This is a genomic window from Janthinobacterium sp. BJB401, assembly GCF_013372745.1.
Taxonomy (GTDB): domain Bacteria; phylum Pseudomonadota; class Gammaproteobacteria; order Burkholderiales; family Burkholderiaceae_D; genus Janthinobacterium; species Janthinobacterium rivuli.
In genome coordinates this window covers 113,517-138,595 of sequence record NZ_JABXFH010000008.1, presented here as the reverse complement: position 1 = coordinate 138,595, position 25,079 = coordinate 113,517, and the positions used below count along the sequence as shown (strand labels likewise).

The 25,079-nt window shown below is 63.2% G+C and carries 27 protein-coding genes; 16 read left to right on the top strand and 11 right to left on the bottom strand.

What is annotated here, in order from left to right; all coding sequences use genetic code 11:
* The first annotated feature begins 68 nt into the window (after nt 1–68).
* On the top strand, nt 69–1,211 hold the full coding sequence (locus tag HWE17_RS08130) for a PA0069 family radical SAM protein (protein ID WP_176388429.1): 1,143 nt from the start codon (nt 69–71) through the stop codon (nt 1,209–1,211).
* A gap of 778 nt (nt 1,212–1,989) precedes the next feature.
* Here HWE17_RS08130 and HWE17_RS08125 read toward each other — a convergent pair.
* From HWE17_RS08125 to HWE17_RS08100, 6 genes are all read right to left on the bottom strand, one after another.
* Nucleotides 1,990–3,903 (bottom strand): S8 family serine peptidase, encoded by a 1,914-nt coding sequence (locus HWE17_RS08125; protein WP_217916723.1) that lies wholly within the window; start codon nt 3,901–3,903, stop codon nt 1,990–1,992.
* 296 nt (nt 3,904–4,199) lie between these two features.
* Nucleotides 4,200–4,913 (bottom strand): aspartate/glutamate racemase family protein, encoded by a 714-nt coding sequence (locus HWE17_RS08120; protein WP_176388410.1) that lies wholly within the window; start codon nt 4,911–4,913, stop codon nt 4,200–4,202.
* Nucleotides 4,910–6,130: a DUF917 domain-containing protein gene (locus tag HWE17_RS08115; protein ID WP_176388409.1), complete on the bottom strand. Its 1,221-nt coding sequence runs from the start codon at nt 6,128–6,130 to the stop codon at nt 4,910–4,912. Before HWE17_RS08115 ends, HWE17_RS08120 begins: the two co-directional genes overlap by 4 nt.
* Entirely contained in the window at nt 6,105–8,429 is a 2,325-nt protein-coding gene (locus HWE17_RS08110) for a sigma 54-interacting transcriptional regulator (RefSeq protein WP_176388408.1), read from the bottom strand. The genes HWE17_RS08115 and HWE17_RS08110 overlap by 26 nt, the downstream gene beginning before the upstream one ends.
* Before the next feature lie 290 nt (nt 8,430–8,719).
* On the bottom strand, nt 8,720–9,304 hold the full coding sequence (locus tag HWE17_RS08105) for a gamma-glutamylcyclotransferase (RefSeq protein ID WP_176388427.1): 585 nt from the start codon (nt 9,302–9,304) through the stop codon (nt 8,720–8,722).
* Between the two features lie 62 nt (nt 9,305–9,366).
* Entirely contained in the window at nt 9,367–10,302 is a 936-nt protein-coding gene (locus HWE17_RS08100) for a LysR family transcriptional regulator (RefSeq protein WP_099400359.1), read from the bottom strand.
* A 126-nt stretch (nt 10,303–10,428) separates the two neighbouring features.
* On the opposite strand from HWE17_RS08100, the gene HWE17_RS08095 reads away from it, so the two are divergent.
* The 15 genes from HWE17_RS08095 (at nt 10,429) to HWE17_RS08025 (ending at nt 22,062) form a co-directional block, all read left to right on the top strand.
* Entirely contained in the window at nt 10,429–10,962 is a 534-nt protein-coding gene (locus tag HWE17_RS08095) for a VOC family protein (protein WP_176388407.1), read from the top strand.
* Nucleotides 10,963–11,010: 48 nt separating this feature from the next.
* A complete protein-coding gene (locus HWE17_RS08090) occupies nt 11,011–12,039 on the top strand; it encodes a fumarylacetoacetate hydrolase family protein (RefSeq protein WP_176388406.1) in 1,029 nt (342 codons plus the stop codon).
* A gap of 14 nt (nt 12,040–12,053) precedes the next feature.
* Nucleotides 12,054–12,704, top strand: a complete 651-nt coding sequence (gene maiA, locus HWE17_RS08085; protein WP_176388405.1) for a maleylacetoacetate isomerase — start codon at nt 12,054–12,056, stop codon at nt 12,702–12,704.
* A 133-nt stretch (nt 12,705–12,837) separates the two neighbouring features.
* Nucleotides 12,838–13,617, top strand: a complete 780-nt coding sequence (locus tag HWE17_RS08080) for a uracil-DNA glycosylase (protein WP_176388404.1) — start codon at nt 12,838–12,840, stop codon at nt 13,615–13,617.
* 37 nt (nt 13,618–13,654) lie between these two features.
* Nucleotides 13,655–14,206 (top strand): NADAR family protein, encoded by a 552-nt coding sequence (locus HWE17_RS08075; protein WP_035820578.1) that lies wholly within the window; start codon nt 13,655–13,657, stop codon nt 14,204–14,206.
* 189 nt (nt 14,207–14,395) lie between these two features.
* Nucleotides 14,396–14,872 carry a Fe-S cluster assembly transcriptional regulator IscR gene (gene iscR, locus HWE17_RS08070; RefSeq protein WP_034779566.1) on the top strand — a complete coding sequence of 159 codons (477 nt, stop codon included), beginning with the start codon at nt 14,396–14,398 and terminating at the stop codon, nt 14,870–14,872.
* A 70-nt stretch (nt 14,873–14,942) separates the two neighbouring features.
* Nucleotides 14,943–16,169: an IscS subfamily cysteine desulfurase gene (locus HWE17_RS08065; RefSeq protein WP_269800650.1), complete on the top strand. Its 1,227-nt coding sequence runs from the start codon at nt 14,943–14,945 to the stop codon at nt 16,167–16,169.
* Nucleotides 16,170–16,223: 54 nt separating this feature from the next.
* Nucleotides 16,224–16,613, top strand: a complete 390-nt coding sequence (iscU, locus tag HWE17_RS08060; RefSeq protein ID WP_034779562.1) for a Fe-S cluster assembly scaffold IscU — start codon at nt 16,224–16,226, stop codon at nt 16,611–16,613.
* A 51-nt stretch (nt 16,614–16,664) separates the two neighbouring features.
* Nucleotides 16,665–16,985, top strand: a complete 321-nt coding sequence (iscA, locus tag HWE17_RS08055; RefSeq protein WP_010399774.1) for an iron-sulfur cluster assembly protein IscA — start codon at nt 16,665–16,667, stop codon at nt 16,983–16,985.
* Between the two features lie 66 nt (nt 16,986–17,051).
* Nucleotides 17,052–17,567: a Fe-S protein assembly co-chaperone HscB gene (gene hscB / locus HWE17_RS08050; protein WP_099378267.1), complete on the top strand. Its 516-nt coding sequence runs from the start codon at nt 17,052–17,054 to the stop codon at nt 17,565–17,567.
* Between the two features lie 108 nt (nt 17,568–17,675).
* The gene (hscA, locus tag HWE17_RS08045; protein WP_176388403.1) at nt 17,676–19,562 is read left to right on the top strand and encodes a Fe-S protein assembly chaperone HscA; all 1,887 of its coding nucleotides are present in this window, start codon (nt 17,676–17,678) and stop codon (nt 19,560–19,562) included.
* Between the two features lie 61 nt (nt 19,563–19,623).
* Nucleotides 19,624–19,965, top strand: coding sequence for an ISC system 2Fe-2S type ferredoxin (gene fdx / locus HWE17_RS08040; RefSeq protein ID WP_099400364.1), 342 nt, complete (start codon nt 19,624–19,626; stop codon nt 19,963–19,965).
* A gap of 1 nt (nt 19,966) precedes the next feature.
* The gene (gene iscX, locus HWE17_RS08035) at nt 19,967–20,161 is read left to right on the top strand and encodes a Fe-S cluster assembly protein IscX (RefSeq protein ID WP_034750067.1); all 195 of its coding nucleotides are present in this window, start codon (nt 19,967–19,969) and stop codon (nt 20,159–20,161) included.
* 64 nt (nt 20,162–20,225) lie between these two features.
* Entirely contained in the window at nt 20,226–21,065 is an 840-nt protein-coding gene (locus tag HWE17_RS08030; protein WP_254788904.1) for an SAM-dependent methyltransferase, read from the top strand.
* Between the two features lie 238 nt (nt 21,066–21,303).
* Nucleotides 21,304–22,062 carry an rRNA pseudouridine synthase gene (locus HWE17_RS08025; RefSeq protein WP_035820567.1) on the top strand — a complete coding sequence of 253 codons (759 nt, stop codon included), beginning with the start codon at nt 21,304–21,306 and terminating at the stop codon, nt 22,060–22,062.
* Here HWE17_RS08025 and HWE17_RS08020 read toward each other — a convergent pair.
* From HWE17_RS08020 to HWE17_RS08000, 5 genes are all read right to left on the bottom strand, one after another.
* Nucleotides 22,059–22,487: a group III truncated hemoglobin gene (locus HWE17_RS08020; RefSeq protein ID WP_176388401.1), complete on the bottom strand. Its 429-nt coding sequence runs from the start codon at nt 22,485–22,487 to the stop codon at nt 22,059–22,061. The genes HWE17_RS08025 and HWE17_RS08020 overlap by 4 nt on opposite strands.
* A gap of 63 nt (nt 22,488–22,550) precedes the next feature.
* A complete protein-coding gene (locus tag HWE17_RS08015) occupies nt 22,551–23,087 on the bottom strand; it encodes an RDD family protein (RefSeq protein ID WP_176388400.1) in 537 nt (178 codons plus the stop codon).
* The gene (locus HWE17_RS08010; RefSeq protein WP_176388399.1) at nt 23,077–23,844 is read right to left on the bottom strand and encodes a DUF3106 domain-containing protein; all 768 of its coding nucleotides are present in this window, start codon (nt 23,842–23,844) and stop codon (nt 23,077–23,079) included. The genes HWE17_RS08015 and HWE17_RS08010 overlap by 11 nt, the downstream gene beginning before the upstream one ends.
* The gene (locus HWE17_RS08005; protein ID WP_035820561.1) at nt 23,845–24,249 is read right to left on the bottom strand and encodes a DUF3619 family protein; all 405 of its coding nucleotides are present in this window, start codon (nt 24,247–24,249) and stop codon (nt 23,845–23,847) included.
* Complete coding sequence (locus tag HWE17_RS08000) at nt 24,246–24,815, bottom strand: RNA polymerase sigma factor (protein ID WP_034750048.1); 570 nt, start codon at nt 24,813–24,815, stop codon at nt 24,246–24,248. The genes HWE17_RS08005 and HWE17_RS08000 overlap by 4 nt, the downstream gene beginning before the upstream one ends.
* Nucleotides 24,816–25,079 lie beyond the last annotated feature (264 nt).

Sequence of the window (25,079 nt, the reverse complement as noted above, 5' to 3'; positions counted from 1 at the left end):
TACAGTTGATGGGGCCGTTCATGAAAGCAATCATTCCAGAGCATGATGACAGCTTCGCCGGGCAAGCCATGTTGCCGCCGCAATCGCTGAAAGCGCACAAGGGGCGCGGTGCCGTCTCGAACCTGCAGGGGCGCTACGAAGTGCACGCGCGCGCCGGTTTTGATGATGGCTGGAGCGTGGGCGGCCTGGATGCGGCAGATGGTGAGGCGCCGGCGCCGGGCTGGAAGACGCAGGTCAGCGACGAGCAGGCGCGCACCATCCTGACGCGCAACGCTTCGCCCGATTTGCCGTTCAACGTCTCGCTGAACCCATATCGCGGCTGCGAACATGGCTGCATTTATTGCTTTGCGCGCCCCACGCACAGCTATCTGGGCCTGTCGCCGGGCCTGGACTTCGAAAGCCGCATCTACGCCAAGGTGAACGCTCCCGAACTGTTGCGGCGCGAACTGGCCAGGCCCTCGTATGTGCCCGAACCGATCGCCCTGGGCGTCAATACCGATGCGTATCAGCCGTGCGAACGCGAACGGCAGCTGACGCGGCGCGTGCTGGAAGTGCTGCACGAGTGCGACCATCCCGTGGCGCTGATCACGAAATCGTCGTTGATCGAACGCGACATCGACATTCTGGCGCCCATGGCGGCCAAGCGCCTGGCAGCCGTTGCCGTGACTGTCACCACGCTTGACCCGGCCATCGCGCGTACTCTGGAACCGCGCGCGGCCGCCCCGGCACGGCGCCTGCGCACCATCCGCACCCTGACGGAGGCGGGCATTCCCGTGGGCGTGAGCATTGCGCCCATCATCCCGTTCGTGACGGAGCCGGAAATCGAACAGCTGCTCGAAGCCGTGCGCGACGCGGGTGCCATCCACGCCCATTACGTGGTGCTGCGCCTGCCGTGGGAAGTGAGTCCCTTGTTTCAGCAATGGCTGGAAGCGCACTTCCCGGAACGGGCCCAGCGCGTGATGAACCGGGTGCGCGAAATGCGTGGCGGCAAGGATTACGACAGCGCGTTCGGCGCGCGCATGCGGGGCGAAGGCGTGTGGGCCGACCTCATCCGCCAGCGTTTTGAAAAGGCCGTGCACCGGCTGGGGCTGCACGGCAAGGGCGGCCGCTTCAAGCAGCTCGATTGCACGCAGTTCCGCCGGCCGCTGGTGGTGCCGCCGCTGGGAATCAAGGTAAAAGGGGGGAATGCGGGACAGCTGGATTTGTTCTAGCGCATGGCGTGACCGGACTGCGGTCAATGCAGTTCCCGCTTCCGGCAGAGGGCAGGAGGCGGGAATCTGGCGAGCGGAATCGGTGCTCAGTGGCAGATGGCAAAGGTGCCATTCACGCCTTGCCAATGAATCGCGCCGCGCCGGGCGCAGCAGGCGCTGCAATTATGGGCTGTCGGTCCGCCTATCGGCCCGTGTGTATCGAAGCACTGGCCTTGGCCCGTGTTGGTCGGTCCGCAGGCGGACGGCTGCATGCCGCTGGCTTGTACGTTGGCTTGTGCGTTGATAGGGCCACGCGCGCTGCGCGAAACAGGCGGGCTTTGTAGTGGGAGTCGCATCGCTGTCCTTCCTCAATCGTGGGTGACGCCGGCTGGCTGAACGGGCGACGAGACACTCATCGCCCGCAGGCATGCCGGGTTTAGCCGGGATGGCTCGATCCTGCTGGCTTGATCAGCAAACGGTGGCGTTGCAAGCCATCAGGCAGAGTTGCTTTGCGGTGCCGCTCAAAGCGCTGCAACCCATTTGGCACAGGGTGCAGGCAATGCCGGAAGGGGCGACACCCTGGCTGATGGCGGAGATGCTGGGGCTGCGTTGTACGGCTTTGGCTTGCAATGGCAGATTGTTCATTTCGAAACTCCTTGTGGTGGCGCCGCCGCGGGCAGCGGCAATGGGTGTGCGTACCGAAGTACGGTGCTGATCGTTTCCCGCCAACGACCGTATGCTGAAGCGCGTGCACGCATCGCTGCGCCCACGTGCCCCGACAATTCAAATGCTGTTGACGTTAGCGTTGCGACCAGTAGCGCACTGCGCCGACGCTGACCGGTATCACGTCGCTGACGTCGACGGCGAAGCGGGCGACCGTGTTGGCTACCTGCAGGTTTTCCGGGTTGAAGAAGGTCATGATGATGTCGTAGCATTCGGAGCCCGGGCGGCAGACAGGGCTCTGTTGCACGACGATGGTATCGAGCTGCATGCCCGTGGTCTTGGCCAGCATTTCCGCCGCTTGCATGGCATTCGTGGCCGAGAAGTTGAGCGCGCGGTCCATGCCCGTGACGCCCAGGTTGCGGAAGTCGTAATAGATGCGGTTCAGGAAGTTTTCCAGGCGCGCGCCCGTGTTGCTGCTGTTGATTTCCAGGCTGTCCTGCACCGCCATCAGGCTGTCGATCAGCTGCGGCACATTCCAGCTGAACATGCCCCGGATGGCCGGCTGGATCACGGGAACGACCTGGCCGGACATCAGCCTGGCGGCGCCCGAGATTACGCCGGGAAACGAATTCATGACGACCAGGCCATCGATGGTGCCGACATAGGCCTCGAACAGCAGTTCATAGGTCAGGTCGGCATATGGGCCGACGGGAACGATCGCATAAATCGGCGTGGCGTCCAGGTTGACGGTCCAGGTCAGCGATTGGCGGAAATATGGCTTTGCGCGCAGGAATTCGATCAATTGCTGCGGATCGCCAGGATTGTCCCTGCCTGGTGGCATGGCCTGGACGAAGGAATCGCGGCGCGCTTCACTGCCGAAGTCGATGCCCAGGTTGCCCAGCGCATACACCAGCGTCGGGCCCTTGGCGCTGCCGCCGCCGCAGCCGCAATCGGAGGCATCGATGCCGGAAGCGCCGATGCCTTGCCGCGTCGCGCCGGAAGGGCCCGCGAAGTTGGCCGGAGAGGGGGTTTCCAGCATGGGAATGCTGAGCGGATGCGCCTGCGCGGAAGTGTCGGCATTGGCTGGGCTCGCTTCAATCACAGTATCGTCTGACATTTCAATTTTCCCTTTTAATAATAGTTGAGTGGCGCCCGGCACATTCAATGTCCCAGTCAGGAGGCGGCGACAGTCCTGCTCGCCATTGGTGTTGCAACGCGTTGCGCTCTGCAGCAATGCGCTGCAAACTCCACGAGGGTCAGGACGATCCCCATGTTGGTGTTGCCGGCATAGCAGCAAGGCTGCGATGGCCGAGACGATCGGGGTGGCAAAGCTGGTGCCGCTGCTGAGCCGCACGCGCCCTGCGGGAGCTGCGCCGAGGATGTCGGTGCCGGGCGCCATGATGCCGCGCGCGCGATAGGCTTCGCCCCAGTTGCTGTTGGGCATGGGCGCGCCTTGCCGGTCCAGGGCGCCGACCACCAAGGTGTACTCGATGGAGGCGGGAATATGCAGGCAATCGCAGCCGTCATTGCCCGCCGCCGCGATCAGCAGGACGTTGCGTTCATGGCACAGCTGTATGGCTTTTTGCAGCAGGCCATCGGCGCTGCCGCTGTCGGACAGTTCACCGCCGCTGACATTGATGATGTGCGCGCCGTGCTCGACGGCCTGGGTGATGGCGCGGGCCAGGTCGAGCTGCGTGCATTGTGTCAGTGCGCCGTCGGCGCGGTCGGCAAAGATGGGCAGGATCAAGCCCCGACAATGGGGGGCCAGGCCCGTGACGGGGCTGCCGGGCTGGCCAAAGATGATGCTGGCGACATGGGTGCCATGTTGCGATGCCCGGCCGCTGCCGCTGGCACCCGTGGCGAGCGTGTCGAGCAGTTGCAGCCTGGCGCCGGCAAAGCAGGGATGGCTGGTATCGACGGGGCCGTCGAGCACGGCGATGCAGATGTCTGCACAGCCGGTGTTGCCATCTTGCAAGGCAGCCAGGCCGGGCAGCAAGCCATGATTGGCCAGACTGTCGTGGGTGGTGGATACTTCCATGGTCGTTGGCACGGCGGCGCTCCTTGCTGGATACTGGAGGGCGGGCGGCTCACCGCTTGAGGTGCTCCGCCCGCCTGCTGCGGCGCCTGTTGCTCTAGCGCCGATAGCATGATCTTTAGCAAGGGGTGTGCCAGAAGGCCAAGTGCTTGATTTTCAAGGGATTGCGCTGATTTACATTGTTGTGACGCAACAATGATGGCGGATATCGTCCACCCTTTTTGGCCGGGATGGACGAAAACGGCAGGCGGCAAGGACGGGGAGGGGGCGCCCGGGACACGGCATGGCGTGACGCGGGCGCGTGCGGCGCTTCAGCTATCCTTGCTGTAGCAGGCGCGGCTGGGCCGCAGGCCCATGCGCACGAGGGACACCAGGAAGCTGAAGCCTGCCTGGTTCGGATCGATCACCGGCACATAGGTCTGCAGCGCGTCCTCCAGCAGCGCGCTGACGCGCGCGGCGACGCCGACAAATCCTGTGCAGCCGAGCAGGATGGACTGGGCGCCGTCGTCCTGTATCGCCAGCATGGCGGCCTGGAAAGTTTTTTCGATCACCGTGTCCAGCTTGCCGAGGTCGGCGACGGGACAGTCGATGGAACGGATCGAGGCGAAGCTGTCCTGCAAGCCGTAAGCCTGCATGTGGCCCCGCTGCATGGCGAGCGTGCTGGGCAGTATCGTCATGATCGACAGGCGCTGGCTGAGGGCCAGCGCCGTAAAGGCGGCGGGCGGGAAGCCGCCGAGGATGGGAATGTCGATCACTTCGCGCGCGGCCTCCACGCCGCACATGTCGAAGTCGCTGAGCCAGATGCCGTCATAGCCTTCGCCTTCGATTTCCCTGGCCAGCTGCACCACCGGATAACCGTTTTGCAGCCAGTCGACGCGGTATTCGATGCAGTCGTGCCCGCTCGAAATATTGCGCACGGACACTTCGACATCGGGCGGCATCACGGGTTCGATGGCGGCGAGCAGGCGCTGGTTGTAGGCGGCCGTGGCCACCGGCGCCACGATACAGATGCGCAGCGGCTTCATGCGGCGCTCCCTGCCGCTGCGCCGACGTTGCCCGCCAGCGGCACATAGGGTCCCAGGTAGCCGATGGTGTTGAGCAGTTGCATGAAGCTGTCGAGTATCAGGCCGCCCCGTTCCCGCAATGCCGGGTGGGCTTGCAGGCCCAGCAGCGTCACCTTGCGCTGCAGCAGGGCCGGGTTGAGCGTGCCGTCAGGCAGCAGCAAGTCGCCATTCGAATACACGGCCTGGCCATCGCCCTCGACAAAGTAACTGATGGTGTCGGGCGCCATGCAGAGGGGCGTGCTGCTGCTGCTATCCCAGGCCAGCAGCGATTCGTTCTGGTACAGGACCGTGCATAGCCGTTCACCCGCGCGGATGGTGATCTTGCCCAGGTCGAAGCCATTGCGCGAATCGACTTCGGCGGTGACGAATGTGCCCTGAGGAAACAGGGGCCAGGCGCGCATGTCGCATTGCCGCGCAAGATAGTCGACCAGTTCGTCCGCGCTGCGCAAGCGGCCTGCCTGCAGTTCGCGGCCAAGGCGCAGGGCGCGTCCCAGGGTGCCGCGCACGGGCAGCGCCCGGGCCAGTTCCGCCGGCGCCATGATCCACATGGCCAGCCCGCCGAACTGCTTGAAATCGGCCTGCGAGACGATGGGGCGCATCATCTGGTCGATGATCGTTGCCACGTCCTGCTGGTGGGCGTGGGCGCCATTCACGCCCTGGCTCGGCTGGACGTCGAGTTCCACGCGCAGTCCCGACTGGCTGACGAGGAAGGCCGGACGCGGATTGATCTGCTCGGCCGCATACGTCAGCTGCGGCAGCGAGGGAACGGCGCGGCCGGCGCCATCGGCGTCGATCACCGCCAGCCCCAGGTGGGCGGCGACCAGGCAGGCGACGAGAAACCCCAGCGCCCCGCTCTCGGGCGGCGCCAGGTAGGCCAGGGTGCGGTTTTCCAGCGCCAGGCGCTCCCTGACGGCGATCACGGCATCGACGGGACCTTGCGGAAATTGGGCGCCATTGATCGCCACGGGCGAACCCAGGTAAGCCACCATGACCGTCTCGCCTTCGGTGGCTTCGTCGACGCTGACCACGCGCACTTGGGCGTCCGGATAGTAATCGCCGGCGTGGAATTGGGCCAGCAGGCTGCGCGCGGAAGTGAGCGTGCCGCCGCCACCGCTGCCGAAGAAGCAAGCTCCCAGCAGTAGCGATTCAAGGTCATCGTGATTCAGCACATAGCTCATGTTGCGGATCCTCAGGTTGGCATGGCATGGAAATGGTTTGCGCCAGGGTGGTCTGCAACTGCAGCGCCTGGGCAAACCGGGGGAAAGCCGTGTCACGTTCCACGCCGCGCAAGGCGCGCGTGAGGTGTTCGAGTGCTTCCGGCCGGCGTCCGCGCTGCTGCAGCAGTTGCGCCAGGCGGGTCGCCACCAGCAGGCCGCCGGCCGTCGCGCCCAGCGCCTTGGCGGTCGACAGTGCACTGCCCAGTTCGCGTTCCGCGTTGTCCAGGTCACCCACCGCGATCCACGTCTGCGCATGCATGTCGAGCAGTTCGACCAGGTAGGCCCGTTCGCCATGTTCCAGCGCCAGTTCGATGGCGCCGTGCAGCAGTTGCCGGGCTTGCGATGGCTGGCCTGCCGACAACAGCAGTTCGCCCCGTTTCCAGGCCTGGAATGAATGGAAGAGCATGCCGCCTTCGCACAGCATGTATTGCTGGTAGCCATCGGCGATGCGCTGTTCGGTCTGTACATGGATGTTGCCCGACGCCAATGCGCAGGCATGGAATATCTGGCCCACCCCCAGGTAGAATTGATAGCCATATTCGCTGGCGACGGTTTGCAGGTCCGCCGCCAGGTTTGCCAGCCGGCTCCAGTCCTCGAACATGCAGGCGAGCCATGCGGCGCCCTGCAGTGCGATGGCGCGATGGAAGGGATGCGGGTTGTCGGCGCCGCCGCGCAATGCCAGCTGGTCCATCACCTGGCGCGCGCGCCGGAAGGCGCCGCTCTGGAAGCAGGACAGGCCTTCGAAAGTGCTCGACAGCACGGCGATGTCCAGGCCCTGTCCCCCGGTGTCGGCCGATGCCGCGCCGCATAGCAGGTGTCCGCGCTCCAGGCAGGCCAGCGTCTCGCGGTAATCGCCGAGCCAGAACAGCGTGTTGGCCAGGGCCAGATGGGCCTGCGACAGCAAGTCCGTGTCACCTATGGCTTGCGCCCGCTGCAGCATGTCATGCGCCGTAGCCCGCGCCGCCACCAGGTCCAGCGCCATCAGTTGCGAGCTCCAGATGCCGAAGCGCAGGGCGGTGATTTCCACCTCGTCGCCCAGCGCCGCCGCTTCCTGCAATGCCTGCTGGTAGCAGGCGAGCGCTTCGGCGCTTTGCCAGCCGCTGATGCCGCGGTGCGAAATAGCGAGCCAGCGGTGCAGGTCGCAGCTCAGGCGGCGCGCGGTGCAGGGGTGGGTGTCGGCGGCCAGCAAGGTGAGGCCGCGACGCAATACTTCGATGGCTTCCTTGAAACGGGCCGCCTCGATCAGTGCACGTCCCTCCAGCAGGCAGACGCGGGCAAAATTGCTGCGCTCCTCGTCGCCATGCACGCGGCGTTCGATGACCTTGCGGTTGATGCCCAGGTGGCGCGCCGCGATCGTCTTGTTGCCATCGGCAAGGCGCATCGCATAGTCGATCAGCAATTGTTCCGCGGCCTCCAGCTTGTTGTCGCCTTCCAGCCGCATCAGGGCTTCCGCCAGCAGTGTGTGATCCGCGTCTTCCGGCATGCCCGCCGACAGGAAGGCGTCCAGGCTGTGGGCATCGATCAGCGCCGATTCGGCCAGTATCGACAGCCGTTCAACCAGGTTGCGCAGTTCGCGGATATGGCCGGGCCAGGCATGCCGGCCCAGGCGCTCCATGGCGGTGGCGGTAAAGCGGATGGGCCGCTTCTGCAGGCTGGCAAAGTGGGTGGCGAGGGCGGCGACGTCGCCGCGGCGCTGGTCCAGGCCCGGCACGTCGAGTTTCAATACCGCCAGCCGGTAATACAGGTCTTCGCGGAAACGGCCCGCTTGCACCATCGCGGCCAGGTCACAGTGGGTGGCGGCCACGATGCGGCCGTTGAACGGCTGGATATCACCACCGCCCAGTGGCCGGAAACAGCGTGCTTCGAGTACGCGCAGCAGCTTGCTTTGTACACCTAGCGGCAATTCGCCTATTTCATCGAGAAACAGCGTGCCTTGTCCCGCTTGGGCGAAGAACCCGGTGCGGCTGTTGAGCGCTCCCGTAAATGCGCCCTTGGTATGGCCGAAGAGTTCCGCGTCGATCAGGTGTTCCGGCAGTGCGCCGCAGTTGAGATCGACAAAGGGCGCAGCGGGATCGCCGCTGTGCCGGTGCACGAGCTGGGCGATGATTTCCTTGCCGGAACCGCTTGGGCCACTGATGAGCACCGTGCAGCGGGTCGGCGCCACGGCTTCGACCATGCGCAGCAGGCGTTGGAATATTGGGGAGCTGCCAATGATGTTCAGCCCGCCCCCGGCGCTGCCGCAGTGGACGGGGACATGCACAGGGGCAATAGCGCCTGCTCCGGGAAGCATGCAATGCGGCTGCCTCCCATGCTGTTGCAGCATAGACCTTTCGGACATGGTCGTCTCGCTCCGGTGATTTCGCTCCGATCATGCAGGGCCCTATTTTTTGTTCTGCCCCGCTGCCTGCTGACGCGTACCGTTGCTCCACTCATGCATAAAGGAATCGCGCGTTCCGATTATGGCCGCTAATAAAACGGCGATAGTCGCCAATTGTCACAATGAAAATATATTCATCGCTTGCATCATGCAAGCTGCCTGCCCGCCGTCACTCACTGCGCTGCTGGCGGCGCATCCTTCAATTGCGCCAGATGTTGCTCGATGGCAAAGACGTGCGGATCGCTCTTGCCCAGCTCGCGCAGGGCGCTGGCCAGGTGCAGCAGGTACTCGCTGTTCGGGCCGCTGGGGCCGGCAGAGCGGGCGATCTGGCGCGCGATGTCGAGTTCCGGGGCGGCGCCGAGGAAGGCGGCGTTTTCCTCGTTGGCGATGTACACCAGGCCTTCGACCTTGCTGCCATCGTCGAAGGTGATGTCGGTGGCCAGGCGCAAATAGCCGTTCTTTTCCCGGTGGTCGAGGTGGGCGAAGACTTCGGGCGTGATCAGATAAGCCATGCCGTCGCATACGGCGCCCGCCTGCGGCACGATGGTGGCGACCCGGCCCGGCGCCATCGGCGTGCCCCGGTGGTCGTGCGAGCCTTGCCAGAAGCGCCGCGTCCAGCCGGCGATGCTGGCCGGGCGCCGTTCAATATAGCGAAAGTCCGCTTTGTAGATCAGCGAGCCATAGCCGAACAGCCAGACCTGTGCATGACCGTCGAATTTGTTCATGCGCTGGTTGATGGCGATGGTGGCGGCGTCGATGGCGGACAGATCGTTCTGGTGAGGCTGGGTCATGGTGCGAGCGGTGAAAGGGCGATGCCCGATTATAAAGCGGCGCCAGCCGTGCCGCCCGCTCCCACGTTCCACTCGTGCGTCTCGACAAAGCGGAACAAAAAGGCCATGAAGCTTTCGGCCGCCGGCGACAGCGACCGCCCCGTCTTCGTGTAGACGAAAAAGCGCCGCGTCAGTTCCGGCTCGTGCAGGGCGCGCATCTGCAATTGATATAGTTTGACCATCGGTTCCGCGTACGGCAGGCAGACCGTGATGCCCAGGTTGGCGCTGACCATGGCCAGCGCCGTCGTCATGAACGTCACTTCGTTGTACGGATTGAGCGACAGCTCGCGAAACGCGCCGTGCATGTCGCGCAGCAGGCGTTCCGTGAACTGGCCTTGCAGCGAGATGAACGGATAGTCGCCCACGTCGGCCCAGGTGACGCGCTCTTTCTGCTGCAGCGGGTGCTGCTCGGGGAATACCAGCACGAAGGGCATTTCGAACAGCACTTGCGCGGCGATTTCCGCCGTCGGGTCGCGCTCGGGGCCGATGCCGAAATCGACTTCGCCGCTGAAGACACGCGCCGACACGTTTTCCACGGGGCAGTCGACCAGGCGCAGTTGCACGTCCGGGTGCGCCTGGCGATAGGCGGCGATCACTTCCGGCAGCAGGGTGCAGGCCATCATCTGCGGCGCGGCGATGCGCACCATGCCCGTTTTCAGGGCCTTGCGCTGGGCGATGCCGGCCATGGCGCCATCGAGGTCTTCGATCATCTTTTCAAACAGTGGATACAGCTCGCGGCCGATTTCCGACAGCTGCGTCTTGCGCGTGCTGCGCTCGACCACGCGCACGCCCAGCACGCTTTCCAGTTCCTTGATCAAGCCGCTCAAGGCCGATTGCGTCACGTGCAGGTATTCGGCGGCCAGGGTAAAACTGCCGGTCTTGGCCAGCGCCACGAAGGCGCGCATTTGCCGCAGGCTGGGACTCATAAGATAATCCGATAAATCAATGGTTAAAAATTGTTTGTATGATAGCTGTAACTCGATTCTAATGGTGAAAAGCTGAAAAACAGGCCAGCCAACGCGCCCACGGCGCCATCCATTGGAGACAAGCACATGAAGATCAAGCAAATCCACCACGTCGCCTACCGCTGCATCGACGCGAAGAAAACCGTCGAGTGGTACGTCAAGCATTTGAACATGAATTTCGTCCTCGCCATCGCCGAAGACCTGGTGCCGTCGACCAAGGCGCCGGACCCGTACATGCACGTCTTCCTCGATGCGGGCCAGGGCAATGTGCTGGCCTTTTTCGAGCTGCCGACGCAGCCGCCGATGGACCGCGACCGCAATACCCCGGCCTGGGTGCAGCATCTGGCGCTGGAAGTGGGCAGCATGGAAGAACTGCTGGCCGCCAAGGAGCGCCTGGTGGCCGGCGGCATCGAGGTGCTGGGCCCCGTCAACCACGCCATCTTCCAGTCGATCTATTTCTTCGACCCGAACGGCCACCGCCTGGAACTGGCGGCCAACGTGGGCACGCCCGAGATGATGGTCAAACTGGACGCCGTCAAATGGGACATGCTGGAAGAATGGTCGCAGACCCGTCGCGCTCCCAAGCACGCCGCCTGGATGCACGCGCCGGCCGAAGCCTGAGCGTCCCGCACCAACACTCTCTGAAACACACACCGGACAAGGAACACCATGAAATTCGCAACCCTGAAAAACGGCAGCCGCGACGGCGCCCTGATCCTCGTCAGCCGCGACCTGCGCCAGTACCAGCGCGTGGCCGCCATCGCGCCGACCCTGCAGGCGGCGCTCGACAACTGGGACGCCGTCGCGCCAAAGCTGGAACAGGCGTATGCCGACCTGAACGCGGGCCAGGCGCCGGACGCGCAGCCGTTTGATGCGGCGCTGTGCCACTCGCCGCTGCCGCGCGCCTACCAGTGGGCCGACGGTTCCGCCTACATCAACCACGTGGAACTGGTGCGCAAGGCACGCAACGCGGAAGTGCCGGCCTCGTTCTACACGGACCCGCTGATGTACCAGGGCGGCTCCGACAGTTTTATCGGCCCGCGCGACCCGATCTTCGCCCTGTCGGAAGAGTGGGGCATCGACCTGGAAGCGGAAGTGGCGGTGATTACGGGCGACGTCGCCATGGGCGCCGGCGTGGACGATGCGGCGCAAGCGATCCGCCTGGTCATGCTGGTCAACGACGTCTCCTTGCGCAACCTGATCCCGGGCGAACTGGCCAAGGGTTTCGGTTTCTTCCAGTCGAAGGCAGCCAGCGCGTTTTCCCCCGTCGCCGTCACGCCCGATGAACTGGGTGCCGACTGGGCGGACAGCAAGCTGCACCTGCCGCTGCTGGTGGACCTCAACGACAAACCGTTCGGCAAGCCGAATGCGGGCGAAGACATGACCTTCGACTTTGCCCAGCTGGTGGCGCATGCGGCCAAGACGCGCGAACTGGGCGCCGGCAGCATCATCGGTTCCGGCACCGTATCGAACAAGCAGGGCAACCTGTTTGGCTCCAGCATCGAGAACGGCGGCGTCGGCTACTGCTGCCTGGCCGAAGTGCGCATGTATGAAACCATCGAACACGGCGCGCCAAAGACGGCCTACCTGAAGTTCGGCGACACGGTGCGCATCGAGATGCGCGACGCGGCCGGCGCCAGCATCTTCGGCAGCATCGAGCAGACCGTGGCCCTGTACGCTGGCGCCACACGCGCCTGAGGGGAGGGCGCCCCATGAAGCTGTACACCTACTTTCGCAGTTCGGCCGCCTACCGCGTGCGCATTGCCTTGAATCTCAAGGGTATCGCCTACGACAGCATCCCCGTGCACCTGCTGCAGGACGGCGGCCAGCAGCTGCTGCCAGCCTACCGCGCCGTCAATCCGTCGGCCCTGGTGCCGGCGCTCGATGACGACGGCGCCATCCTGACGCAGTCGCTGGCGATGCTCGAGTATCTGGACGAGACGCGCCCTGGCGTGCCGCTGCTGCCGGCCGATGCGCTGGGCCGCGCCCGGGTGCGCGCGCTGGCGCTGGCGATTGCCTGCGACGCCCATCCGCTGACGAATCTGCGCGTGTTGAAATACCTGAAAAACACCCTGGGACTGTCGGACGAGGCCAAGCAGGAGTGGTACCGCCACTGGATGGCCGAGGGGCTGGCGGCCGTCGAGGCGCTGCTGGCGCAGGGCGATCCGGCCGGCACGGGCCTGTTCTGTCATGGCGACAGCCCGACGATGGCCGATTGCTGCCTGGTGCCGCAGGTATTCAATGCGCAGCGCTTCGCCATCGAGCTAGCGCCATACCCGCGCGTGGCGCGCATCCACGCTCATTGCGCCGGCTTGCCGGCGTTTATTGCCGCCCATCCGTCGCGGCAGCCTGACGCCGAATAGATTTTCTAAGCCGCAAGGCAGGAAGCCCCGTCTGGCAACAGGCGGGGCTTTTTTATGCGTGCTTGATTTTTGGTGGGTAATGCCAGCTTGCCGGTGCGCTACAATTTGCGTTTGCCCAAATACTTTACGTCCCATGACTGCAACAACCGTTCCTGCCAGCATCGCCGATGCCCTGTCCCTAGCGCATGATTCCTGGCGTCCCATCCTGCTGCGCGGCTTGCACGCCGTGATGGCGGCCGATCCCGCCTACCTGCCGGCGCTGGCCATCGACGATTACCTGCCCACGCAGGGCCGGCTGTTCGCCGCCTTTGCCCTGCCGCTGGCGCAGGTGCGTTACGTGCTGGTGGGCGAGGGGCCGTATCCGCGCGCCGACAGCGCCACGGGCGTGTGCTTCATGGACGGCGCCGTCGGCAGTCTGTGGTCGGCCACGGGCCTGTCGAAGCCCGTCAACCGCGCCACTTCGCTGCGCAACTTCATGAAGATGCTGCTGGTGGCCGATGGCCAGCTGCAGGGAGGCGACACGTCCGGCGTAGCCATGGCGCCCGTGGCGGCCGCCGCGCAGCAAGCCGAAAGCGGCGTGATCCAGACCTTGCCCGACTTGCAGCGCAAGATGACGGAACAGGGCTTCCTGCTGCTCAACGCGGCGCTGGTGTTCCGTGCCCACGTGCCGCCCGTGCAGGATGCGCGCGGCTGGCTGCCCTTCCTGCAGGTGGTGCTCGAAGCGCTGGCGCGGCAGGGCGGGGCGGCCTTGCCGCAACTGGTGCTGTGGGGCAAGATTGCCGAGCTCATCAAACGTTTGCCGGTGGCGGCGGCCTTGCCGCAGGTGACGGCGGAACATCCGTATAATCTGTCCTTTATCGGCAATCGTGACATGCAGGCCTTGTTTGGCCCGATGCAACTATTGCGTGCTTGAGATTGAATTGACGCCATCTGGCGGAAGTGCGGGGAATATGCAAATCAGTAACGTGGAAGAATTGAAGGCGTGGATCGCGGCGGGCGGTGTGCCCGACTATCTGTATTTCTGGGGACACACGCCGGCGCAGCCGCAGGTGCCCGATAAAAGTTGCTTCAGCCAGTGGTTTCCATCGCCATTCAGCCTGGCCGGCGTGACGTATGCGACGGCCGAGCACTACATGATGGCGCAAAAGGCGGCCCTGTTTGGCGATACTGCCGTGCAGGCACGCATCGTGGCTGCCGCGCGGCCGTCGGAAGTGAAAAAGCTGGGGCGCGAAGTGGCGAACTTTGATGCCAAAGTATGGGAAGCGGCACGCGCCGGCATCGTCTTCGATGGCAACTTTGCCAAGTTTTCGCAAAAGGCCGCGCTGCGCAAGTTTCTGCTGGGCACGGGCGAGCGCGTCATCGTCGAAGCCAGTCCCGTCGACCGCATCTGGGGCGTGGGCCTGGCGTCGGACAATCCGCGCATCCTGGACCCCGCCACCTGGGACGGCTTGAACTTGCTGGGTTTTGAACTGATGAAAGTGCGCAGCGCCTTGCGTGCTTGACGAGTACTGTTGTTTTCCTGATGCCGCCGCGCCTGGCGCGGCCGGCCATGCCCCTGCCAGCCCTGTGGTCATCGAGGGGCGCTCTGACAAACCCCGCCGAATTTGTTATACTTGACTAAATCATTCAACTACTCAGGGTTTGAGAAGTTGAAAAGCCGCAATATTTTAAACCAGTTGACCAGAGGATGTATGCGTCTGACTACAAAAGGCCGTTTTGCCGTGACCGCGATGATCGATCTTGCCCTGCGCCAGGGTAAAGGTCCGGTCACCTTGTCCGGCATCAGCCAGCGCCAGTCGATTTCCCTGTCCTACCTGGAACAGCTGTTCGGCAAGCTGCGCCGGCATGAGATCGTCGAATCGATCCGTGGTCCCGGCGGCGGCTACAGCCTGGCGCGCCGTGCCGACAAAGTGACGGTGGCCGACATCATCATCGCCGTCGACGAACCGCTGGACGCCACGCAGTGCGGCGGCAAGGAGCATTGCCACGGCGCCGATGCGGCCACGGGTGCGCGCTGCATGACGCATGAATTGTGGTCCACACTCAACGAAAAAATGGTCGATTATCTGGATTCTGTGTCCTTGCAGGACCTGGTCGACCAGCAGAGACAAAAGATTGCCGAACAAAGCGTGATGGTGATGCACCGTAACCACGCCGCCCTCGGTTGATAATGACAAAAATACCAGTTGCTGATTGCAGGAGTTATTGATGAACGCCCCAGAAAAAAACGTAGGCCAAGTGCACTTTGAAACCGCACCGCATTTCCCGATCTATATGGATTACTCGGCCACGACGCCGATCGATCCACGCGTCGCCGACAAGATGATTCCTTACTTGCGCGAGCAGTTCGGCAATCCGGCATCGCGCAGCCACATGTATGGCTGGACGGCGGAAAAAGCCGTGGAAGAGGCACGCGGCCACGTGGCGGCCCTGGTGAACGCCGATCCGCGCGAAATCATCTGGACTTCCGGCGCGACGGAAAGCAACAACCTGGCCATCAAGGGCGCGGCGCAGTTCTACAAGACCAAGGGCAAGCACATCATCACCGTCAAGACCGAGCACAAATCGGTACTGGATACGGTGCGCGAACTGGAACGCATCGGCTTTGAAGCGACGTATCTGGAACCGCAAGACAACGGCCTGATCACCGTCGAGCAGCTGGCCGCGGCCGTGCGCCCGGACACCATCCTCGTGTCGGTCATGCTGGTAAACAACGAAATCGGCGTGATCCAGCCGATCGACGAGATCGGCGTATTCTGCCGCTCGAAAGGCATCATTTTCCATTGCGACGCCGCGCAAGCGACGGGCAAGGTCGTCATCGACCTGCAAAAGACCAAGGTCGACCTGATGACCTTCACGGCGCACAAAACCTACGGCCCGAAAGGCGTGGGCGCCCTGTACGTCTGCCGCAAGCCGCGCGTGCGCCTGGAAGCGCAGATGCACGGTGGCGGCCATGAGCGCGGCCTGCGCTCGGGCACCCTGCCAACGCACCAGATCGTCGGCATGGGCGAAGCGTTCCGCATCGCCAAGGAAGAAATGGACAGCGAAATTGGCCGCATCCTGGCCTTGCGCGACCGCCTGGCCAAGGGCCTGCAAGAGATCGAAGAAGTTTATATCAACGGCGACATGGACCACCGCGTGCCGCACAACCTGAACGTGAGCTTCAACTACGTCGAAGGCGAGTCGCTGATCATGGCGATCAAGGATATCGCCGTGTCGTCCGGTTCGGCCTGCACCTCGGCCAGCCTGGAACCATCGTACGTGCTGCGCGCCCTGGGCCGCAGCGACGAACTGGCGCACAGCTCGATCCGCTTCACCATCGGCCGCTTCTCGACCGAGGAAGACATCGACTTCGCCGTCAACCTGCTGAAATCGAAAGTACACAAGCTGCGCGAACTGTCGCCGCTGTGGGACATGTTCAAGGACGGAATCGACATCAATTCGATTCAATGGGCAGCCCACTAACCAACACCGTGGCCCCGTGAATGGGGCCGGCAAGAATATTAAAGGAGCATCAAAATGGCTTACTCGGACAAAGTACTCGATCACTACGAAAACCCGCGCAACGTGGGCGCTTTCGACAAGGGTGATGAAACCATCGGCACCGGCATGGTCGGCGCGCCCGCCTGCGGCGACGTGATGAAACTGCAGATCAAGGTCGGCGCCGATGGCCTGATCGAAGATGCGAAATTCAAGACCTACGGCTGCGGTTCGGCCATCGCGTCGAGCTCGCTGGTGACCGAATGGGTCAAGGGTAAAACCCTGGACCAGGCGCTGGCCATCAAGAACACGCAGATCGCCGAAGAACTGGCCCTGCCGCCAGTGAAGATCCACTGCTCCATCCTGGCGGAAGACGCCATCAAGGCAGCTGTTCTGGATTACCAGACCCGTCACCCGGCAGCAGCTTAAACGTTGGCAGCCCGCCCCAGCCGCAAGGCCGGGGCAGTTACGGAGAAATACATGATCACACTGACCGAAAAAGCGGCGAAACACATCAACCGTTATATCGAACGGCGCGGCAAGGGCATGGGCCTGCGCTTTGGCGTGCGTACCACGGGCTGCTCGGGCCTGGCCTACAAGCTGGAATATGTCGATGAAGTGGCGGCCGAAGACAGCGTTTTTGAGTCGCACGGCGTGAAAGTCTTCGTCGACCCGAAAAGCTTGCCTTACATCGACGGCACGGAACTCGATTTCGCGCGCGAAGGCTTGAACGAAGGTTTCAAGTTCCACAATCCGAACGAAAAAGACGCCTGCGGCTGCGGCGAGTCCTTCAGGATTTAAACAGCTGGCAAGACCCCGGTCGGTGCGCTGTACCCATCGATTGCGGTACAGCGACCACTGACCATTATGCAAAACCACTTCGAATTATTCCAGTTGCCGGCGCAGTTCTCGCTCGACATGAGCGCGCTCGACGCAGCCTACCGCGACGTGCAGGGCAAGGTCCACCCGGACCGCTTCATCAACGCCAGCAGCGCTGAAAAGCGCGTGGCGATGCAATGGGCCACGCGCGCCAATGAAGCCTACCAAACCCTGAAAAGCCCGCAAAAGCGCGCGCAATACCTGTGCGAGCTCAATGGCGTCGACCTGCAGACGGAGTCGAACACGGCCATGCCGGTCAGCTTCCTGATGCAGCAGATGGAGTGGCGCGAAGAGCTGGGCGACGCGCGTGCGGGCAAGGATGCCGACGCGCTCGACGCCCTGGACCGCCAGCTGCGCGGCGAACGCAAGGCCTTGCTGGCCCAGGTGGCGGCCCAGCTCGACGCCGCCGACTATGTGAATGCCGCGCAAAGCGTGCGCGCCCTGATGTTCCTCGACAAGTTCGGCGAGGAAGTCCGTTTTGCATACGAAGCCATGGAAGCCTGACTGGCCAATCGCTTGACCGGCGTGCCAAGCGCCAGTCTGGCGCGCGTCTTATAATGCGCGACAGGCATCAGCAGCACCACGCAAAAAATTAATCGAGGCACGAATACAATGGCACTTCTGCAAATTTCCGAACCAGGCATGTCGACCGCGCCGCACCAGCACCGCCTGGCCGTCGGCATCGATCTGGGCACCACCAATTCCCTGGTCGCCACCGTCCGCAACAGCATTCCCGAGGTGCTCAACGATGAAGACGGGCGCTCCCTGCTGCCGTCCGTCGTGCGCTACCTGCCGAACGGCCACGCCAACATCGGCTACAAGGCCCTGGCCGCGCAAACGACCGACCCGAAGAACACCATCGTTTCCGTGAAACGCTTCATGGGCCGCGGCCTGGCCGACATCGCCTACGCGGAAAACCTGCCCTACGACTTCCAGGATACGCCTGGCATGGTGCAGCTGAAAACCGTGGCCGGCGTGAAAAGCCCCGTCGAAGTGTCGGCTCAAATCCTCGCCACCCTGCGCCAGCGCGCGGAAGATTCGCTGGGCGACGACCTGGTCGGCGCCGTGATCACCGTGCCGGCCTACTTTGACGACGCGCAGCGCCAGGCCACGAAAGATGCGGCACAATTGGCCGGCATCAATGTCTTGCGCCTGCTGAGCGAGCCGACGGCCGCCGCCATCGCGTATGGCCTCGATAACGCTTCCGAAGGTGTGTACGCCGTGTATGACCTCGGCGGCGGCACTTTCGATATCTCGATCCTGAGACTGAGCAAGGGTGTCTTCGAAGTGCTGTCCACGGGCGGCGACTCGGCGCTGGGCGGCGACGATTTCGACCGCCGCCTGTTCTGCTGGATCAGCGAGCACGCCAAGCTGGCGCCCCTGTCGGACGAAGACACGGCCATCCTGATGGTGAAAGCGCGCGAGATCAAGGAATTGCTGTCGACCAAGTCGGAAACGACGATCGACGCCAAGCTGAACTCGGACGAAGAGATCCACCTGCGCATCACGGCAGCGGACTTTGCCGCCATGACGCAGCACCTGGTGGCCAAGACCATGAACGCCATCAAGAAAGCCCTGCGCGACGCGAACGTGGATGCGGACGACGTCGACGGCGTGGTGATGGTGGGCGGCGCCACGCGCATGCCGCACGTGCAGCGCGCCGTGAGCGAATTCTTCCACACGACGCCGCACGCGAATATCGACCCGGACAAAGTGGTGGCGCTGGGCGCCGCCATCCAGGCGAACTTGCTGGCCGGCAACCGCGCCGCCGGCGACGACTGGCTGCTGCTGGACGTGATCCCGCTGTCGCTCGGCATCGAAACCATGGGCGGCCTGGTGGAAAAGATCATCCCCCGTAATTCGACGATCCCGTGCGCGCGTGCGCAGGAATTCACGACGTTTAAAGATGGCCAGACGGCGCTGGCCGTGCACGTGCTGCAGGGCGAGCGCGAACTGGTCAGCGACTGCCGCTCGCTGGCGCGTTTTGAATTGCGCGGCATTCCGCCGATGGTGGCGGGCGCCGCGCGCATCCGCATCACCTACCAGGTCGATGCGGACGGCTTGCTGTCCGTCTCGGCGCGCGAGCTGCGCTCGGGCGTGGAAGCGTCGATCAGCGTCAAGCCGGCCTACGGCCTGGGCGATGACGACATCGCCCGCATGCTGCAGGACTCGTACACGTCGGCCGACGTCGACATGGTGGCGCGCGCGCTGCGCGAAGAGCAGGTGGAAGCGGAACGCATCCTGCTGGCCACGCAGTCGGCCCTCGATGAAGACGGCGGCTTGCTCGATGACGCCGAGCGCGTCACCGTCGACGCCTTGATGCAGCGCGTGCGCGACGCCATCGCCCAATCGCAGAGCGGCGCCATCGACCACCAGGCCTTGAAGCTGGCGATTGAAGCGTTGGCCGACGGCACCGAGGATTTCGCCTCGCGCCGCATGGACCGCAGCGTGCGCACGGCTCTCACCGGCAAATCGCTGGATCAGGTCGTACAAGACTAATTGAACAGCGCGCCGCCGAAACTGCGGCCGCGCTCCGAATGACAGACTGAAAGAAGAAACCATGCCACAAATCGTTATCCTGCCGCACGCCAAGCTTTGCCCGGACGGCGCCGTCATCGAAGCCCCTGCCGGCAAGTCCATCTGCGACATCCTGCTGGAAAACGACATCGACATCGAGCACGCCTGCGAAAAATCGTGCGCCTGCACCACGTGCCATGTGCTGGTCCGCGAAGGCATCGACTCCCTGAACGAAGCGACGGAACTGGAAGAAGACATGCTGGACAAGGCCTGGGGCCTGGAAGCCGTGTCGCGCCTGTCGTGCCAGTCCATCGTGGCCGACGCCGACCTCGTCGTCGAAATCCCGAAATACACGATCAACCAGGTCAGCGAAGGCAGCCACTAAGATGAAATGGTCCGACATCACCGCGATTGCCGAAGCCTTGTTCGACACGCATCCGGACATCGATCCCCTGACCGTGCGTTTCACCGACCTGCATAACTGGGTGGTGGAACTGGACGGCTTCGACGATGACCACACGCGCGGCGGCGAAAAAGTGCTCGAAGCGATACAGATGGCGTGGATCGATGAAGCGCGCTAAGGGCGCGGCACCCGCCGCCACCGCAGCCGCTGCGCCGAAAGACGTCATCACGGCCGCCAGCAACATGCCCGAGATCAAGGATGGCCAGTCGGTCGCCTTGCTGCAGGAATTGCATATCCTGACGCGCGACGGCAAGATGAACCAGGACAGCCGCCGCAAGCTCAAGCAGGTGTATCACCTGACGCAGTTCATCGAGCCGCTGCTGCGTGAAGTGCAGCTCGACCACCCCGGCGTTTCCCTGGTCGACCATGGCGCCGGCAAGTCGTATCTCGGCTTCATCCTGTACGACCTGTTCTTCAAGAACGGCAACGACGGTTCGCACATCTACGGCATCGAGACGCGTGAAGAGCTGGTGCAGCGCTCGCAAGAGCTGGCGAAGAAATTCAAGTTCCCCGGCATGTCGTTCCTGCCGCTGTCCGTGGCCGAATCGACGGAATCGAATTTATTGCCGCAGCAGATCGATATCGTCACGGCCCTGCACGCGTGCAACACGGCCACCGATGACGCGATCCACTTCGCCTTGAAAAAGAAGGCGAAATTCATGGTGCTGGTGCCATGCTGCCAGGCGGAAGTCGCGTCCGTGCTGAAGAAGAACAAGGGCAAGAGCCTGGGCAAGAACGTCTTGACGGAATTGTGGCGCCACCCGCTGCACACGCGCGAGTTCGGCAGCCAGATCACCAACGTGCTGCGCTGCCTGCAGCTGGAAGCCCATGGCTACCAGGTCAGTGTGACGGAACTGGTGGGCTGGGAGCATTCGATGAAGAATGAACTGATCATCGCCAGCTACAAGAACTTGCCGCGCCAGCGTCCGACTGAACGCCTGCAGGAAGTGCTGCAGACCCTGGGCCTGGAAGAGATGGGCCACCGTTTCTTTGCCGAGGAATTGGCCAAGGCCACGGCCTGATTGTTGGATTACGCGTTCCGCTAATCCAACCTACCATATTCGCCACCGCCGCGTAGGTCGGATTAGCGCGCAAGCGCGTAATCCGACAACTACCAGCAACAGCCGGTAGCTCGGGTAGGTCGGATTAGCGCAGCGTAATCCGACAACCACCAGGCAGTCAGCAACAACGTCAACAAAAGGGGAGGAGCGGGTCGGTTACAATACCGGCTTTCTCCTCCCTTGCTTTTTGCGCCTCCCCATGACCACACCAATCGAAATGCCCACCGTCCGCCTGGCCAAGCGCCTGTCTGAAGACGTACCTTGTTCGCGCCGCGAGGCCGAGCTGTATATCGAGGGCGGCTGGGTCACGGTCGATGGCGTGCTGGTGGAAGAGTCGGGCGCGCGCGTGGCCGACAATCAAACGGTGGTGCTGCTGCCGAACGCGACCCTGGAAGAAATGCCGCCCGTGACGATTCTGCTGCACAAGCCGGCCGGGATCAACGGCGGCGTCGGCAGCGAAGGCAAGCCGGCATTGAGCTGTTTGCGTCCCGAAGAGATTTTCACGCCGGAAAATGTGGCGCCCAGCTCCGTTACGCGCTTTCTCAAGCGCCATCTGATCGGCCTGACCATCACCAATCCGCTCGAGACCATGGCCTCCGGTTTGCTGGTGTTTACGCAGGATTTTCGCGTGGCCCGCAAGCTGGTCGACGAAGCGAAAACGGTGGAGCAGGAATTCATCGTGGAAGTGTCGGGCGCCATCGCCGAGAATGGCCTGGCGCTGCTGAATCACGGCTTGCCCTTCAATGGCAAGCCTTTGCCGCCCATCAAGGTCAGCTGGCAAAATGAAACGCGCTTGCGCTTTGCCCTGAAAAACGTGCAGCCGGGCCAGATCGCCCATATGTGCAAGATGGTGGGACTGGACGTCGTCGCCATGAAACGCTTGCGCATCGGCCGCATTTCGATGGGCGCCATGCCGTCAGGCCAGTGGCGCTACCTGCAGGGTTACGAGCGATTCTAAAGCTGCGGCGCCACGATGGAATGGCTTTCCGCAAAGCTTTTCCATAGCCGTTCGGCGATATTCAAGGCGATGGTATCGGCCTTCTCTTGCAGGGCCGCATTGCCCATGCTTTCCGTCGTGGCGAAGAACAGGGTCAGCCAGCGGCGGAACATGCAGGGCGTGAGGTGTTCCATTTGCGCGTGCTGGGCCAGCGGCTTGCCGTGGTAGCGCATGGTGCCGCGCAGCAAGCCTGACCAGAAATCGACCAATGTTGCCAGGTGGGCATCCCAATCCTTGACCTCGGCGGCAAAGATGGGGCCCAGCATGGCGTCGTCGCGCGCGGCCGCATAAAAGGTGTGGACGAGGTGTTTGACTTCGTCTTCGCTGCAGACTTCCTCGCGGTAGGGCGCGAAGCGTGTGTGGGGGAGGGGGGCGGTATTATTCATGGCATGCCATGATCGCAGAGCCCCCGTGGCGCTTCAATGACCCAGGTCAAGCCGCATAAAAACTCAGGCGGCGACTTTCTTCGACTTCTTCGCCGGTGCCGGCAATTGCACGATTTGCGTGCCCGCCAGCTTGTCGTGCAGGAATTGCCCATTGCCCGTGAACAGGGCTGTGCCAGACCAGGCCAGGATGCCGACGCCGATGGCGCCCAGGGCTGTCCAGTGCTGCAGGTCGAAGGCATACGCCGCCACGAGCGCGGGCAGCAGCCACATCCATGACAGGACGTAGCGGTAGGCGGCCACGCGCAGCGGCACGTGGGCGTGGCCCGGCAGCACGACTTTCAGGCGCCACGTCTTCATGGCCAGGGTTTGCCCTTCGCGGCTCCACTGATGGATGAAATACGCGCCCATGACGAGGAAGGCCAGGCATTGGCGCATGTGTTCCGTCAACGGCGTATGTGCGCCTTGCACGGCCAGTTCAAACAGCAGGAACGGTAAAAAGAGCACGGCCAGGGCCAGCAGCGACTCGTAGACCATGGAAATCAGGCGGCGCTTGATCGTGGGATGGGAAGTGGTGCTGGCGGCAGGCGTGCTATTTGACATTGCTTGGCAGTGGGGCAGGCGTAACAGGTGGCGTGACGGGCACGGCGGCGGCGGGTGGTGTGGTGGCGGCAGGATCGCCTGCCGGCACGGCCGTCGCTGCGGGAGCGGGCGGCAGGACGGGCGCGGCGGCGGCAGGCGCTGCCGGCGTGGCGGGTGGCAGAATCACGGGCGGCTTGCTCGTATTCGAATTGATCGCGGGCACTTTACCCAGCGGTTTTTTCGGCACGAGTTCCGTCGCCAGCTTTTTCTTTTGATCTTCCGGCAATTGCTGGTATTGCTCCCATTGCGCGGTTTTTTGACCCGGATCAATCTTTTTCGTGCGCGTATAGTTTTCGCGCACGAGGCGGCGCTGTTCCGGCGTCAGCTTGACCCATTCGCGCATGCGGTCATGCACGCGGGTTTGCTCGTCCGCCGTCATGGAGGCAAAACGGTTGGCGATATCGAGCCATTTCTGCTTGCGCAAGGCTTCCAGCTTGTTCCATTCGCCCGCCAGCGGCTGCAGGGCTTCCTGCTGCGCGCGCGACAGCTTGTTCCACGATGGATTCTCGCCCGCCTTGGGCGTACCGCCTTTGCCGGCTGTGCGGGGCGAGCCGGGCTTGACGGCCGGGGCCGGCGCCACCACGGGCGCGGCGGCCACGGGAGGGGCGGCGGGGGCGGCATGTTGCTGCGCGCCTACCCAGGCGGCGCCCGCCAGGGCGCAGGCACCCAGGCCGATGCCGCCAGCCAGCCAGCCTTTGCGTACGCTCGTGCGTGCCATTTATTGCTCGCGTTTCGTCAGGTAGGCGTTGAAGCCATGGTCCATATAGGCGGAGAGCGGCAATTCGTCCGACAGCACGGCGGCGTCGATTTCTGCCAGTTCGGCAATATGTTGTTCCTGCTCAAACTGATAGATGCCCACCAGGCCGCCGACCAGCAGCAGCAGGGGGATGATGACGCTCATGCGGCCCAGCCACGACAGCGGCTCGACGAACAGGCTGCTGGCGATGCCGGCGAAGACATCCTTGCGTACGGCGACGGCGGCGGGCGCGTCCGCCTTCTTGCGCGACAGGGCCAGCTTGCGTGCCGCCGCCAGGCGATCGGTGGCCGATGCGGGCAGGTCGTCGAGTTTTTCGTTCAGTGCATGGCGCACTTTGTAAGCGAAATTGAGATCGTCGGTGTTCATAATTTAATTCCCTTGGCTTTCAGCGATTCGGCGAGCGTGTGGGTAGCTCTAGAGCAATGTGTTTTCACGCTACCTTCGGAGCAACCCATCGCTTCCGCTGTTTCAGCCACATCCATGTCCTGCCAGTAACGCATGAGGAAGGCTTCGCGTTGACGTGAAGGCAGTTTTTGTACCTCTGCATCAATCAAATCAAGCATTTGCGCGCGTTCGACCTGGTCGGCCGACGATTCGGCGGCGCTGGAGCCCTGTTCCGATTCATAAGTATCAAGTATATCAAAATCTTCATGCTCGTCGCCCGAGGGCTTCATGCCGGAAAACAGGCTGACCCAGGTGTTGCGAACTTTTTCTCGGCGGAAATAGTCGAGTATGGTGTTCTGCAAGATGCGCTGGAACAGCATCGGCAGCTCGGCGGCCGGCTTGTCGCCGTACTTTTCGGCCAGCTTGATCATGGCGTCCTGCACGATGTCGAGTGCCGATTCTTCCTTGCGGACCGCGTAGGCGGCCTGCTTGAAAGCGCGCCGCTCGACATTTTCTAGAAAGTCGGATAATTCTTTGTCTGTTGCCATGCGGTATTGGGGATCTTAGCGGCTGCGGGGGCGGTGGGCGAATTGGGGCGGGTATGCTTTTTGCAACCCCGTGCATGCTAGCAAAAAATGTGCGTTTCCGCAGGGTTTTTGCACGGCGTGCGGGCGAATTGGCCTTTCGACTGACATTTTCCTTGACCATAATGGTGCAACGCGATAACGTATGGGACGCTTTGAACACCCCAAAGCCCTATGGTCAGGTCGCGACCGGCACACAAGGCCATCCGCGGCAAGACGCGCTTTCAT

Coding starts and splice junctions, on each gene's coding strand:
- HWE17_RS08130 (WP_176388429.1), top strand. CDS start 69: ATGTTGCCGCCGCAATCGCTGAAAGCGCACAAGGGGCGCGGTGCCGTC.
- HWE17_RS08120 (WP_176388410.1), bottom strand. CDS start 4,913: ATGAAGCCGCTGCGCATCTGTATCGTGGCGCCGGTGGCCACGGCCGCC.
- HWE17_RS08115 (WP_176388409.1), bottom strand. CDS start 6,130: ATGAGCTATGTGCTGAATCACGATGACCTTGAATCGCTACTGCTGGGA.
- HWE17_RS08100 (WP_099400359.1), bottom strand. CDS start 10,302: ATGAGTCCCAGCCTGCGGCAAATGCGCGCCTTCGTGGCGCTGGCCAAG.
- HWE17_RS08095 (WP_176388407.1), top strand. CDS start 10,429: ATGAAGATCAAGCAAATCCACCACGTCGCCTACCGCTGCATCGACGCG.
- HWE17_RS08090 (WP_176388406.1), top strand. CDS start 11,011: ATGAAATTCGCAACCCTGAAAAACGGCAGCCGCGACGGCGCCCTGATC.
- maiA (WP_176388405.1), top strand. CDS start 12,054: ATGAAGCTGTACACCTACTTTCGCAGTTCGGCCGCCTACCGCGTGCGC.
- HWE17_RS08080 (WP_176388404.1), top strand. CDS start 12,838: ATGACTGCAACAACCGTTCCTGCCAGCATCGCCGATGCCCTGTCCCTA.
- HWE17_RS08075 (WP_035820578.1), top strand. CDS start 13,655: ATGCAAATCAGTAACGTGGAAGAATTGAAGGCGTGGATCGCGGCGGGC.
- iscR (WP_034779566.1), top strand. CDS start 14,396: ATGCGTCTGACTACAAAAGGCCGTTTTGCCGTGACCGCGATGATCGAT.
- iscU (WP_034779562.1), top strand. CDS start 16,224: ATGGCTTACTCGGACAAAGTACTCGATCACTACGAAAACCCGCGCAAC.
- iscA (WP_010399774.1), top strand. CDS start 16,665: ATGATCACACTGACCGAAAAAGCGGCGAAACACATCAACCGTTATATC.
- hscB (WP_099378267.1), top strand. CDS start 17,052: ATGCAAAACCACTTCGAATTATTCCAGTTGCCGGCGCAGTTCTCGCTC.
- hscA (WP_176388403.1), top strand. CDS start 17,676: ATGGCACTTCTGCAAATTTCCGAACCAGGCATGTCGACCGCGCCGCAC.
- fdx (WP_099400364.1), top strand. CDS start 19,624: ATGCCACAAATCGTTATCCTGCCGCACGCCAAGCTTTGCCCGGACGGC.
- iscX (WP_034750067.1), top strand. CDS start 19,967: ATGAAATGGTCCGACATCACCGCGATTGCCGAAGCCTTGTTCGACACG.
- HWE17_RS08030 (WP_254788904.1), top strand. CDS start 20,226: ATGCCCGAGATCAAGGATGGCCAGTCGGTCGCCTTGCTGCAGGAATTG.
- HWE17_RS08025 (WP_035820567.1), top strand. CDS start 21,304: ATGACCACACCAATCGAAATGCCCACCGTCCGCCTGGCCAAGCGCCTG.
- HWE17_RS08020 (WP_176388401.1), bottom strand. CDS start 22,487: ATGAATAATACCGCCCCCCTCCCCCACACACGCTTCGCGCCCTACCGC.
- HWE17_RS08015 (WP_176388400.1), bottom strand. CDS start 23,087: ATGTCAAATAGCACGCCTGCCGCCAGCACCACTTCCCATCCCACGATC.
- HWE17_RS08010 (WP_176388399.1), bottom strand. CDS start 23,844: ATGGCACGCACGAGCGTACGCAAAGGCTGGCTGGCTGGCGGCATCGGC.
- HWE17_RS08005 (WP_035820561.1), bottom strand. CDS start 24,249: ATGAACACCGACGATCTCAATTTCGCTTACAAAGTGCGCCATGCACTG.
- HWE17_RS08000 (WP_034750048.1), bottom strand. CDS start 24,815: ATGGCAACAGACAAAGAATTATCCGACTTTCTAGAAAATGTCGAGCGG.